The organism is Xanthomonas hydrangeae, from assembly GCF_032697525.1.
In the GTDB taxonomy this organism is placed as follows: domain Bacteria; phylum Pseudomonadota; class Gammaproteobacteria; order Xanthomonadales; family Xanthomonadaceae; genus Xanthomonas; species Xanthomonas hydrangeae.
In genome coordinates, this window is sequence record NZ_CP103836.1 from 3,922,565 (window position 1) to 3,935,979 (window position 13,415).

Sequence of the window (13,415 nt, forward strand, 5' to 3'; positions counted from 1 at the left end):
TCGCAATCGTCTTAATCATCAAAAACTCCTTTTCGGTCCCCTGCTCTATCAGGGTCACCCCCGTAACTTCCTGTCGTCAAACCTTTAATCCAGTCGTGATTTGTAAAGGTAGAGCTCGGTCACACTTAACGGCTAATTTTTTTAAAACGTTCTGAATTTTTCCGATCTTGGCATGCCGAAACTTTTTTCCCTGAGGGCCCTATCTCAGAAATTTCTGACACCCCGGTGAGGGTTAGGCCTAGGGCGAGGAATGTTCAGTTGTAATGCCACTTTGACGAACGCGGGGTCGAACGTCGCTCACCCCACGCAACGCTCGCGCAGCGTCATACCAGCACCCACAAAAAATCCGATCAGTGGCTGCGCCGACGCGTCTCAGGCGGTGCTGCCACTTGAAGCTTGGACCGAGCCGAGTTGTGCATCCAGCTCAATCAACTAGACGCAGCGTTGCGGGCATCGAGTCCTGATCGCCGCCGCTTTGGGCGAGCTTTTGCAGTCATGGCCGCCGTCATCGAGAGCAGGGCAGACATGAGCGAGGACGCGCAGCTCGTTTGCCGTCGGGCCGATGGAATTTGTCCTGGCGCGGGCTGGAAAACACGGACGATCACGTCTGAGGTCATGGTTGTTGCCAGGGCTCATCCATCCCGATGGCTGCGTGCTTTTCGTGCCCAGCGATGCAGGCATCAGGCAAGCAAGCGCACGTCAGCGAGAGCGCCATCTTTGAGGCTATGAAGCCCAGCCATAGCTTGTTGATGTTCATCGGTCCCGTACATCCGAATGCCATTTCGCCAGAAAGCCTTGTGGGGCATGCATGGTGTTTTCTCCACCAGCGCTGGGCCTCTGAAAGGGACCTTAGCTTCGCTGTCCCGACCGCAAGGACAAGCCTCCTTCTCGTCGCTGGCGCTTTGTTGCGGCCCTTCGCTGTGCGCCGCTTGCGCGGTGCTCGCTCCCGGGTGCGGTAGGGCCAGACGCTCCGCCTGTCGGTTCCCACGAGGCGCACAACGCGCTGGTGGAGAAGAACCGATGAAGCGCACTCAAGACCTGAAGGCTCAATACCAACTCCAGATGGACGAAGAGGGCATCTTGCTCGCAGCAGCCACCATCCTGGAACAACGCCTTCAACGGCAAGGCCGCATCCACAGCCCTGAGCAAGCCGGCGATTACCTCATCGCCCGCTACGCACATCTGAGTCACGAAGTCTTCGGGGTCGTCTTCCTCGACACCAAGCACCATATCCTGGCAACCGAACATCTCTTCTTCGGCACCATTGACGGCTGCGAGGTGCACCCTCGGGTGGTCGCCAAGCGCGCCCTGGATTTGAACGCTGCTGCCGTCATCCTTTTCCACAATCACCCGAGCGGCAATCCGGAGCAAAGCAATGCAGATCAGCAAATCACCGATCGCTTGACGCAAGCGTTGGCACTTCTCGACATCCGGGTGCTGGATCACCTGATCATTGGCGGGCGCCAGCACACCAGCCTTGCAGCAAGGGGATGGGCATAGCCCCCTTGTGTAGGCTGACAGCGCTGTCTTATAGCTGGCATACCCAAATAAGGGCGCTACCTCGCCCCCATTCTTGCAGTGGCCCGGGTGCCTAGCGAGCAATGACATCGCTTCCTGACGCTGCATTCAGAGTGTTAAGCTGTACAGTTCTATGAACTGTCGCAGCTTACGCAAGATTAGGCTGTTGCAAAACTAAAAATATTTGAGGGCGGAATGGAATCTACTTCGCAGCGCTTACGCTTCAGTGTTAAATGCACTGGTATAAAATCGCTGCTCATTTTGATTATATTTTTTGCCTTCAAGGTGCAGGCACAAATAGTCTTTCCAGAGTCTGACTGCACCAGTAGAGCTGATGACTGTTCATTTTCGCGTGCAAGTGTTATTGCTGATGGTTGGCTGAAATTTTTCAGCGATCCTGCTGTTTATCCTCCTAGTATTCAACCCTATTTGTTGGATCTTCCAGCCCCTCCCGGTGATGAGTTTGCTTCGCTTTGTGTTCGGTGGAAAAATTATGGTGATGGCTGCTACTGGCTATCCTATTATAGAGCGAGGACTTTTCCGCCGCATCCTGGAGACAAATGCGGTCTTCCTGCTACAAAGTGCACTCGCGCTATGGCTGCCTCACTAGCTGCAAGGGCGGTGGATTATCATCAGCAAAGAACACCGCAGGTAGGGGCCTATTTCAAAGAATACATTGAAGGCAAGGAGGTCGTAGGCTATTGCTCTCAATGGTCAAATCCAGATGGATGCTTTTACCTTGCGTATTTTGCAAAAGATGAGGTTGATTACGAGCCCGCTTTAAGCCAGGGACCGCCTTCCTGTCAGTCGCCTAGCCTCAGTTGCGGCAATCCCATTAATGTCGGCACCGGGAATAAATACCAGGTAGAGACAGATTGGAACGATGCTGGCCTGCCTAAATTTGTGCGTTATTACAACAGTGATCGGGCAGGTTCGGCAAACAGCGACTTGGGCGCTTTTTGGACACATACGTATAGCCGCAGCGTGGTGTTGAAGACTGTCAATGGGGTTTCAAAAGTCGAGATTTACCGACCAACTGGCGGAGTTGAAGTATTTTCGCTGTCAGGTAGCCAGTGGGTGCCAAACGCTGGAATATCAAGCTCACTGACGGCAGTCGTTGACTCTTCAGGAGCAACGATTGGTTGGGAATACAACTCGGCTAAGAAGGTCGAGGTTGAGAAGTATGATGCATTTGGACGTTTGACCGAGATTTTGCAAAGAGGTGGGCAGCGCATAAGAATTAGCTATGCCTTACCAGGGGCCGAGCAGCTTGGGAAAAGAATTTCTCAAGTCAAGAATGACGAGGGAAGGTGGCTGTCGTTTCAGTATGACATCAGTGGGATGATCGCTGGCATCTCGGATTCTGCTGGGAACGGTGCTGCCTATGCTTACGACGGCTCTTCTTTCTTGGGTTCGGTCACGCGTTCGGCCGGTTCCCGGAGGTATGAATACAACGCCCGAGACTACACAGATGGCGCAGATCTTCCGGGCGCTCTGACTGGAATATTCGACGAGAATGGGGATAGATTTGCGACCTACTTCTACGATCAGAAAGGGAGAGCCGTTGCAACCCAGCACGCCGGTGGCGTAAACCGCTTTTCTGTTGCTTATGGTGACGGTGGCGGTAGTCACGTCCAGACAGCATCAGGCGCTTCCGAAACACGAGGTTTCACTTCTATCAATGGGCAGAAGAAAGTCACCACTCTTGCGGCGGATTGCACAAACTGCGTTCAGCAGCTAGAGATCTATTCCTACGACAGCGCAGGGAACTTGGACAAAGTCTCGCGCGCGGGTAGTTATCTATACGACTACGATTATGATTCTAATGGCACCTTGGTCAGGAAGTCCGAGGGCTCAGCTGATAGCGGGGCCGTGTTGCGATCCTCAAGTTACGAGGTTGATCCCAACTCTGGTCTGCCGCTTGCTTACACGCTGACCGAACAGGGCAGAGTGGTCCAGAGACAAGAGTGGACCTACAACGCCAGAGGCCAGACCCTGACCACGGCGCAAATCGATCCGGCTAGCGGTGCTGCTCGGATCACGACACAGCGCTACTGCGAGGATGCGGACGTCGCGGCAGGCGTATGTCCTTTGGCTGGCTTGCTGCTGGCCAGTATTGGTCCACGCAAAGATATCGCAGACAGCACAAATTACAGCTACTACCTCAGCGACGATCCTGGCTGTGGACTTGTGCCTGCTGTCTGCTCCTACCGCAAGGGCGATCTGTGGAAGATCACCGATAGCCTTGGGCGTGGCACCGAATATCTTGCTTATGACGGTGCTGGTCACGCGTTGTCGACCAAGGATGCCAACGGCGTCATCACCGATTACACCTACAGCCCGCGTGGATGGCTTACTGCCATCAAGATGCGCGGCACTTATGCGTCGAGCGAAGCCGACGATCGCGTCACTCGCATCGACTATTGGCCCACTGGGCTGGCAAAGCAAGTCACTCAGCCGGATGGTGGGTTCACTTCATTCACTTACGATGCGGCACATCGACTGACGGACATCACAGACAGCGCGGGCAATACAGTCCACTACACCCTGGACAACGTCGGAAAGCGGATCAAGGAAGACACGAAGGATGCGTCAGGTGCGCTCAAGCGGACGCTCTCGCGGATCTACAACGAGTTGAGTCAGCTGAAAACGCAAGCGACGGCGGCGGGTGATCCGACGGATTTGGGGTATGACGCAGGCGGTAACGCCAATGCGGTGATTGATGCGCTGGGTGTCGCTACTCAGAACAACTTTGATCCCCTCAACCGCTTGTCTCGCACATTGCAAGACATCGCTGGTATCAAGGCAGAAACCAAGTTTGAGCATGATGCCTTAGACAACCTGACTAAGGTTACTGACCCCAAGGGCTTGGACACCAAATACGAATACAACGGCTTCGGCGGTTTGGTGAAGCTCACCAGTCCAGACACTGGGGTGACTGCCTATACCTACGATAGCGCAGGCAACCGGGCTACTCGGACCGATGCGCGAGGCAACACCAGTGCATACAGTTACGATGCGCTTAATCGCATCACCAAAATCAGCTATCCAACCAGCAGCCTCAACGTCACTTACACCTACGACGCAATACAGCCCGTTTGCGCGAGCGGTGAGACGTTTGGCATTGGGCGCTTGTCCAAGATGCAAGATTGCGGTGCGATCACCCAATACTGCTACAACCGCTTCGGTGACTTGGTGCGGAAGGTGCAAACCAGTAATGGCAAATCCTTGGTGTTGCGTTACGACTACACCATCGGTGGGCAACTGCGACGCATGACCTACCCAGATGCCACGGTGGTTGACTATGTTCGCAATGCACGAGGTTTGACCATCGAGCTTGGTGTCACCCCACTTGGCGGAAGCCGCCAAGTGCTGCTAAGCAATGCGAGCTACTATCCTTTTGGGCCAGCGGCAAACTGGACCTACGGCAATGGCCGCATGCTTGAACGCCGCTACGATCTTGACTACCACCCGCAATCGATTCAGGACACTCGCCCTGGCGGACTAGAAGTAGGCTTCGGCTTCGATCCAGCGGGCAATCTCACCGCGCTGACACCGGCTGGGAACGCAACGCCAGAGATCGGCTTGGGCTATGACGCGCTGGGCCGTCTAACTGCCCTTAAAGATGGCGGCACTGGGACGCTGATCGACGGCTATACCTACGATGCCACCGGCAACCGACTGACCGCAAAGGTAGGCACGGCTACCCAGGCCTATATTTATCCGACGACGAGCCATCGCTTGAGTGCAGTGGCAGGCGTCGCACGCACTTACGATGCCGCAGGTAATGCTACTGCCATCGGCGGCACTGCCAGGCAATACACCTATGACACCTCGGGTCGCATGACCCAGGCCCGCCGCGCTGGCGCGGTGACGATGAACTATCGCTACAACGGTCGGGGCGAGCAGGTGCGCCGGTTCTTGGGAGCTAACAACACCTATACGCTATACGATGAATCAGGCCATTGGCTAGGCGATTACGATACCAACGGCGTTGCAAGGCAGCAGGCAATTTGGTTGGACGACTTGCCGGTTGGTCTTCTGACTGATACGACGAAGTTGCATTACATCGAGCCCGATCACTTGGGAAGCCCGCGTGTTGTGATCGACCCGGTGCGCGATGTGGCGGTTTGGAATTGGAGTCTGAAAGGCGAAGCATTCGGTAACACCGCGCCCAATCAAGACCCGGATGGCGATGGTGCAGCATTCGTCTTTGATATGCGCTTCCCAGGGCAACGCTACGATGCAGCCAGTGGGCTAAATCAGAACTACTTCCGTGACTATGACGCTGCCACTGGGCGTTATGCACAGAGCGACCCTATTGGTCTTGCTGGGGGAATGAACTCATATGCCTATGTTGGATCGTCACCAGTTCAGATGACGGACCCATCCGGGCAAATTGCAGTGCCCATGCCAATTCCGCTGCCCGGGCTTCCGCCTCCCCATCCACTCGTGTGGGCAGCGCTCGGCGGTGCAGCCATTGGTGCGGGCTTCAATGCTGGCTATGAGTATCTTTCGGGAGGAAGCAGCAGCCCAGGCACTGATCTTTATGACCTGACCCACCCACAGAATTCGGTGCCCTTTGATGGATCAGCAGAATCCGGTGATAGGTCCGCCTCGAAAGCGACTGCCGTTCCTTATCCAGATAGGGTTCGAGGGAGCTTTAGCTGTATTTGTCGTGCCAACCGGGACGGAAGGAGTTCCGATAATTGTTCAATTGATGACCAGGAATTTGCATTTGGATATGGGCGGGCACCCACGCTATCCGAGGCTAAGCGAATGGCTGAAAAGAATGCAAAAGACAATCTTGGAGCAAAGTCGACTCATCACATACAATGCCGATGCACAGGTCCGAAAGGTGACAGGATCATTCCTCATGGATAATAAAGAAAGGTTGCAGCGCCTTGTAGCGGCTAAGAAAAATATTGAGGTGGGCGACTATGGCGTTGCTTCCAATGATATCGCTCCTCTTGTAACCCAAGAGGATCCGGAGGCGCTGTTTCTATCATCTACATTCAGTGCTTCTGCTGAAGAGAGTGACAGTGATTTTGAGGCGAGAAGCTTTAAGCTTCTTCGTAGGGCTGCAGAATTGGGGTTTGCGCCGGCAATGTATGCGCTTGCTGTTTGCTACGCTACTGGTGATTTGGTCGATCAGTCTGAGAGCGAAGCGGCGCGCTGGTATGAGGCGGCTGCAAAAGTGGGGCATCAGTCAGCGAAACTGCATTATGGAATTGCTCTTTTTAACGGCGCTGGTGTAACTATCGATCGTCCTGCAGGTTTAGCTCTCATACGTGAGGTCGCAAATGTGGGAGACCCAACAGCAGCGGAAGTGCTCGCTGATCTTGAAAAACAGCGTGATTAGCTGGCCTAGGTAACTATGACGAATATCAGCAAGTCGGAAAGTTTCGAAGACGGATTTTTACGCGCAGCGCTTGAAGTCATCGCAAAGCGCGATGAGCGCAATGCCATCATCGATGCAAGAGACTTCGCCAGTCTACGCAAAATGCTTGATCAATCCCCGGGCACGACGCGCTTCACGCAAGCCATGGCGGAGTTCTACCTCGGCATCCCGAGACGCCAATTCGACCAGTTCAAGCGTGAGCACGGCAATCCGTTTCTGATCAGCAAAAGCACGCCAAGATCCATTACCAAGGTGGAGCTTTTGACGTGGTATGCCCAAGTCACCAAAGCCCGAGAGAAGATTCAAGAGCCGATTTCGGGCAACTTCGGTCGAACGGGGAAGGGCATCCCCTTCATTGTGATCCGCGCGTCGGCTGGCAAGATCAAGAGCGTGATCTCGCATGCAGGCATCACGGGACTCGACATGAGTGTGATCGAAGAAGCATTCCAACAAGGGGCAACGATTTTGGCACTGACCATCGATCAAGCCTTGGCGCTTCCTTGGCGGTCAAATGCCGAAGAAAAGCATTGGCGAAATGCCTACCGCTCTCATCTGATGACGGTCCATGCATCCAAGATGGCATGGCTGGATCGCCAAGAGTTAGACGAAGACACCAAGCCCGTTAGCGCGGTCGGCCGCCTAACGACCATTGACTGTCTGGCGCATCTAGTCGCCAGGGTTGCCGGCGACGGATGAATGGCTGTTCAGCGATCCTGGCGATTTCGTCCTGTAGCGATGCAGCTGCGATGCATAGATTGCGTTCCGAAGCTTGGTGGGTCGCCAAGCGCGGAGAGCAAAGATGAAATACACCATCGAGATCAATGCGACTGTCCAAGTCGCCCACTACATGACAGTTGAAGCAAGCTCGCCGCAGGAGGCGCTTGCTCAATGCGATGTCGACACGATTGCGAACAGTGACTTCGATTTCGAAGAATGGTTTAGCGCGCCCGAGATCCATCGCATCGAAGATGAAACCGGCACGCTCATTGCGTGTGACTACGAGGACCATGTTCCTGACATCGACGATCTGTAAGTCCCTTCTCGGCTTGTCCAATCGACTGATGCTGTCACGCTGCGATCTTGACGAAAGACGTTTCGGCCTTAAGTTGAATGGAAAGGAGACGAAATGGACCAATCAATTAGAAGAAATATTAGACAAGCAGTGAAGCAGGGAAGCGATACGTATGTGCAGTCGCTTTGTCAGGCTCAGGGTGACATTGATGCTGCGGCACGCTACGCCATTGATGTGGCGATCAAGAGCGGCAAAGAAAGCTTGGTTGATCAACTGGTGCCACTGTTGTCGAAGTCATTTGCGGTCTATCCGCTTGATGTCGCTGTCAAGGCGGGTTCGGTGCGGGCAGTTGAGCAGCTCATGGCGTTTTGCGACGCAGAGGATGACGAGGCATTGGTGCTGGCTGCCAGGCACGGGCACACGGAGTGCGTCAAACGCCTGCTCAAAGAGTGCAGCCCTCTGCAACACGACTCACTTGCGCTGTATGAGGCAGCGCGTCATGGTCATGCGGATGTGGTCTTTCAATTGGTCCTGTTCTCAGATGCCAAGGCGCAGGGCAGTCGAGCATTGATTGCCGCATGCAAAAAAGGGCATTTGGAGGTGATCAAGCATCTGTTGCCGTTTTCATCCAAAATTCAATGTGCGCTGCATGGCTTGGCAGCGGCGGCCGAGAACAACCATGCCGGTGTTGTTGACTTCTTGATCGAAGCTGGTCTTCCTGATCCCGAGGACACCTACGCATTAGGACTTAACGTCGCTGCTGCCAAAGGGCATGCAACGTTGGTGCGGACTCTGCTTTGGGCGATTGTGACAACCCACCGTGCACCTCGTGACTTTGGCGAAGAGGCGCTGCAATCTGCGGCACGAACTGGGCATGTAGGTATCGTCAAGTCCATCTTAGAGTTCGCGCACAAGACCGCCTATCCCGAATTGGCTTTGCACGTCGCACTCGAAAATGGCCATGATGAGGTGGCCGAAATCTTGGTTCGCCGAGTGAACTTAGATCATGTGCGGGACCTGATCACAGACGAAGCGATTGAAGCGAAGCTTGATGAGGCGATTGCCAGAGTTGATACAGCCAAGCAGCGCAGAGAGCTTCAATCCAACGAGCGCAAGAGGGTGGCGCAGAGCGATGCGGCAGAGCCGGTGGTGATGAACTCATCTCGTAGCGTGCGCTTGTAAGCGGATGTTGTCGAATCAGACTTCGTGGCCTGCCACTTGCCCCAAAGAGCGATAGCCGTCTGGTGCCTTGATTCGCTTTTGAGGATGGGGCGACCGTCAATAATCCAGAAATCCGGATATGACGAGGGTCTAGCATGACGATGCCCCCTCGCTACATCAGGTCCATCATGCTGGGAGCATGGCTCAACGCCGTGCCGGTCTTGGAGCTGCACGGGGTCGGCCTTCATCGCGCGGACATGACGTCCTGGCCACAGGCGGCCACACTGATGAGCCTGGTGCTGCGGACGTGCTTGGGCGCGTATAACTGGCGCTGGAGATTGTCCAGCTCAGTGAGCGCGTCTGGCCGCTATCTACGGTAGACCTCGGGCGGGTGTGAACGTAGCTGGTCGATGAGGCGGGTCCCCCGCCACTCAACGCCGCCGGCAAACGCTACCACCACCTCCCCGGCGTGCTTGTAGTGTCGTCGCTCCTCGCCCTGCACGCGTGATCGCTGATCTGGCCAGCGCAGTCGGCGTCGAGGACGTAGCCTTTCCGCAGCAGGAATGCCCTCTAAGTCGCCCTTGACGGAGAAGCTTTTCGTCAATTTCAGTTGCGCATTTGATGACTCGTCGCCCCTGGTCTTGACTCTTGATAGGAGGGGTGGAAACAGACGGTTAAGATGGTGATGCTAAATGTGCTCAGGCTAAGCAAAGAGTCCCAGCGGGCGGGGTGGCATCCGGCAAAGCGCTGGCGGGACTTTGTGAAGGGGGACCACTGAGCAGTTGGTGTCCAAGCCCAGCTTGTGGAACACTTGCGTATCAGTTCCCTTAGGCACCGCGCGATGTCGGCGCAGGACAACATAATTTCGTGGCGCAAAGCGGCGCAAGCTTTGACCCGCCCTGTGCTAACGCAGGCTGGACGAACAGGCGACGGTCGATTCATTCGCAAGATCCTGGCTGACGCCGGGCTGCCGGCTGACTCGGGTCAAACGGTCGCTGAGCTGCTAGACCAGGTCTTGGAAGGGCTTCGACGGAACTATCGTTGCGAATATTTCTACAAAGCGACCATCGCGGATCGCATCGTGTTTGGGAGGCATAGTCCCCGAACTGCAAGTCTGCATGTCGAACTTCCGGTGGGGCGTTCGATTGTCGATTTAGCTATTTTTAATGGGACATCAACGGCCTACGAGATCAAGACAGAGTTCGATAGCCATCGTCGATTGTCAACGCAGACTCCAGACTACTTGAAGGTGTTCGAGCGCGTCTATTTGGTGACGCACCCATCGATCAGTCCAAGCTATTTGCGCGTGCTAGATGAGCAAGTGGGCATTCTTACGCTTCAATCGAACGGGGCATTGCGGGAAATTAGGCCGCCCAGTAGCTCCGGCGCCGGTCTAGATAAAGTATCGCTATTTGGCATGCTTCGCAGTCAGGAGTATTGCCTGGCTTTGCAGCAGCGATTTGGTGCGCAGCCAGAAGTCCCGAATGGGCTTCGCTACGAGCACTATCGCTGTTTGTGGGAAATGTTGTCGATCGAGGAGGCGCATCGCGTGTTCGTTGCGGCCATGCGGGGACGCACTACCACGGAGTCGATGGCAAAGTTTGTGCGCGAATTGCCCCGCAGTTGCCGGGTTCTCGGCTATGCCACACCTCTGTCTACCGCTCAACAAAGGCGTGTCTTGAATGCACTTCATGATCTGAATTAGGATGGGTCGAGAACCGGCGCAGGGGGCGCTGCTTGGGGATAAGGATGTATGTTCCGTATATGTATGGCCGCCGATCTGAGCTATTGGCCATTCGCGCGTTGCTTGGCCATGCTGATCGAGATATGACGCAGTGGCTTCCTGTTGTGGAGCCGGTCATCGCCCAAGTCAACGACCTCGCAAGGTGCATCAGTCTCTGCCAAGAAGCTGGTCAAAGTATTGGTGTCATCGTCAATCCGTACAGGCATCAGCTTCGGGACGAGGATGCGCTGTCGGCTTGGCAGAACCAGATCTGGAACAAACTCAATGAGGCACCAGCAATAGTGCCGACCTTCCTAGCCGATGCGCGGGTCACACGATCTGGTCTTGAAGCATTCTTGACGCGCTTTCCTGATCGAGATTTAGCGGTGGTAGTCAGCGATGACCATTTGTCACTTGGCGATGCCCCGTGGCTCAGCAGGCAAGCCCACGTTCGTTGGTTCTTGGTATTCACCGATCATGTCGGTTCTCAAACGATAGCGGCGCTACCAGCACCACGCACCATCTGGATGAAAGATTGCTTTATCAGTCAGGTGCGGAATGCTGACTATCAAGGAGCAGACTTTTTTACCGATCGCCATACATTCTTACGAGGACGCGCTGCCGGGATTGGCGACTACCTCTGCTTGGGTAGGGCATTTCAAGATGGAGGTGGACCGCCTGGGGCAGTTACTATTCATGCCGCTTACAAGGACCTGGCAAGTCAGCATGTTCGTATTGAACACTTCGTGTCGGATGATCAGATCCAGCTTCAAGTTGACACGGCGGTGAAGTTCTTGCAGGCGGCTAGGAAGCTTGTGAATCAGGTGCGTCGGCGGCCGAATGAATTCGGTTCAAATCCTGCGTTGAGTGAGTTTGAACGACTAGTTCAAGAATCGCTTTTTCCTCAGCTCGCTGGTAGTAAGAAACTACAAATTATCCATCATATGTGTCTGATGATGGATGTCTTACAGGGGCGCTTATAGTGCAACTCCTGTTGATGAATAAGGTGAAAGTCTTGAGCGCAATAACGGCATGGGCATTCAGCTTCTGTAATTGATCTTGTATCGAATTGCTTTGCTGGTTTGCGGTAATATAAATTCTACGAGATAAGGTGTGTTTATTATTAAGTGGTTGCGTAAGTTGCGAGCGTTCATGGTATTACAAATTTTGTAACGGGTAAGGAGATCTAAAAGATGAGCGTATTTCTTGGTGACTTGAAGCAACTTAGCTGTGGCCAGCTAATGGAGAAATTGAGTGAGCTGGTGAGCGAATATAACAATCGCTCTACTCTCGCAGGTGGTGATTATCAGCTCGATCTAAAAAAAACTGAGATTTTAGACGAGATCGAGAGGAAGTGTGGCAAGAAATGTCGGGTGAATCTTGTTGCCGGGACAACGTCACTTTATGAAATTAAATGCGACTAGGTATTTATAGCTTTTGATGCGGTTGCATAAATTTAAATTTTGATTCCAATTATTATATTGCATGAAATTCGGAATTTCTTGCTTTTTGGGGGTGATATTAAATGAGAATTGGGATTTTAATAATAAGGGTGGCGTAGGAAAAACGACCTACACCTATCATGTGACGCACGTCTTGGCTGGATTGGGAAAGCGCGTTCTTCTGGTGGATGCAGATCCACAGTGCAATTTGTCTGCATACTGCCTCGCTGACGAAAGTATTGAGCAGTCATGGGCTCCAAAAGGAAATAGCCTTTTCAAGAATATTGAACGTGTCCATGAGAGTATCGGCGATATCTATGATCGCCGCCCCTCGCAAATAAGTGAAGGTTATAATAATATCTGGCTTGTTCCAGGCGATCCAATGCTAAGCGATTACGAAGATGTTCTTGCGGATACATGGAATAGGGCAAAAGGTGGGAGTCCGGCAGATATGCGTAAGCAAACAGCCATCCATCGCTATATCAACGCAGCAGAGCAAAAAATTGGATCGGATATAACATTTATCGATATGGGTCCGAATCTCGGTCCGCTTAATAGAACCATTCTAACTGCGTGCGATTATTTCATTGTGCCAGTCGCGCCTGATTTATTTTCTATTAGAGGGACTCAAAATTTAGGCAATAAGCTGGTTTCTTGGCGAGGAGAATGGGAGCAGGTAAAGGCTGCATCTAAGTCTCAGGATATTGAGCTTCCTGGTGGCTCCCCAGTTTTCCTGGGTTATGTTCGACAGCAGCATAACATGCGATCAAATGAGGCAGGGATGACGAGAGGCTGGGCTACCTTTGGAAATCGTCTTGAGGCTGCAATTCAGAAAAATATTGTCGATAAATTGCAGCCACTTGGCCAAGTTCAGCAGTGGGCAGATGACGGCTGGGATTTGGGCGGGATACCCAATTTGCATAGCCTTGTCCCATACTCGCAGGAGGCACGGAAGCCGATTTTTGATTGCACCGGGCGAGACGGTCTTCGTGGCGCCCATCAGTCAAAAGCACGGGATACACGTGAACTCTACTTGCCGATGGCTGAAACGCTTGTGGGACTAATGTAAGCGCAATAACTTTTCCTGAGAATGGGCCACCTCGGAGTAGGCTGAATTTGTTACGTCCAGACGTGCTCGGCTTAGATCCAATGTCTGGG

Annotated in this window: 10 protein-coding genes and 1 pseudogene; all 11 read left to right on the plus strand. The window is 53.6% G+C overall.

What is annotated here, in order from left to right; genetic code table 11:
* The first annotated feature begins 396 nt into the window (after nt 1–396).
* The 11 genes and pseudogenes from NYR97_RS16760 (at nt 397) to NYR97_RS16810 (ending at nt 13,326) form a co-directional block, all read left to right on the plus strand.
* A pseudogene (locus NYR97_RS16760) lies at nt 397–611 on the plus strand (hypothetical protein).
* Between the two features lie 409 nt (nt 612–1,020).
* Nucleotides 1,021–1,500, plus strand: coding sequence for a JAB domain-containing protein (locus tag NYR97_RS16765; RefSeq protein ID WP_316694771.1), 480 nt, complete (start codon nt 1,021–1,023; stop codon nt 1,498–1,500).
* 213 nt (nt 1,501–1,713) lie between these two features.
* Complete coding sequence (locus tag NYR97_RS16770) at nt 1,714–6,402, plus strand: RHS repeat-associated core domain-containing protein (protein ID WP_316694772.1); 4,689 nt, start codon at nt 1,714–1,716, stop codon at nt 6,400–6,402.
* The gene (locus NYR97_RS16775; RefSeq protein ID WP_316694774.1) at nt 6,395–6,880 is read left to right on the plus strand and encodes a tetratricopeptide repeat protein; all 486 of its coding nucleotides are present in this window, start codon (nt 6,395–6,397) and stop codon (nt 6,878–6,880) included. The genes NYR97_RS16770 and NYR97_RS16775 overlap by 8 nt, the downstream gene beginning before the upstream one ends.
* A 15-nt stretch (nt 6,881–6,895) precedes the next feature.
* Entirely contained in the window at nt 6,896–7,615 is a 720-nt protein-coding gene (locus NYR97_RS16780; RefSeq protein WP_316694775.1) for a hypothetical protein, read from the plus strand.
* Nucleotides 7,616–7,718: 103 nt separating this feature from the next.
* Entirely contained in the window at nt 7,719–7,952 is a 234-nt protein-coding gene (locus tag NYR97_RS16785) for a hypothetical protein (RefSeq protein ID WP_005923902.1), read from the plus strand.
* A 93-nt stretch (nt 7,953–8,045) separates the two neighbouring features.
* Nucleotides 8,046–9,113: an ankyrin repeat domain-containing protein gene (locus NYR97_RS16790; RefSeq protein ID WP_316694779.1), complete on the plus strand. Its 1,068-nt coding sequence runs from the start codon at nt 8,046–8,048 to the stop codon at nt 9,111–9,113.
* A gap of 820 nt (nt 9,114–9,933) precedes the next feature.
* Nucleotides 9,934–10,797 carry a sce7726 family protein gene (locus NYR97_RS16795; RefSeq protein WP_316694780.1) on the plus strand — a complete coding sequence of 288 codons (864 nt, stop codon included), beginning with the start codon at nt 9,934–9,936 and terminating at the stop codon, nt 10,795–10,797.
* A 44-nt stretch (nt 10,798–10,841) separates the two neighbouring features.
* Nucleotides 10,842–11,798, plus strand: a complete 957-nt coding sequence (locus tag NYR97_RS16800; RefSeq protein WP_316694781.1) for a sce7725 family protein — start codon at nt 10,842–10,844, stop codon at nt 11,796–11,798.
* Between the two features lie 210 nt (nt 11,799–12,008).
* On the plus strand, nt 12,009–12,239 hold the full coding sequence (locus NYR97_RS16805; RefSeq protein WP_316694783.1) for a hypothetical protein: 231 nt from the start codon (nt 12,009–12,011) through the stop codon (nt 12,237–12,239).
* Between the two features lie 61 nt (nt 12,240–12,300).
* A complete protein-coding gene (locus NYR97_RS16810) occupies nt 12,301–13,326 on the plus strand; it encodes a ParA family protein (protein ID WP_316694785.1) in 1,026 nt (341 codons plus the stop codon).
* Nucleotides 13,327–13,415 lie beyond the last annotated feature (89 nt).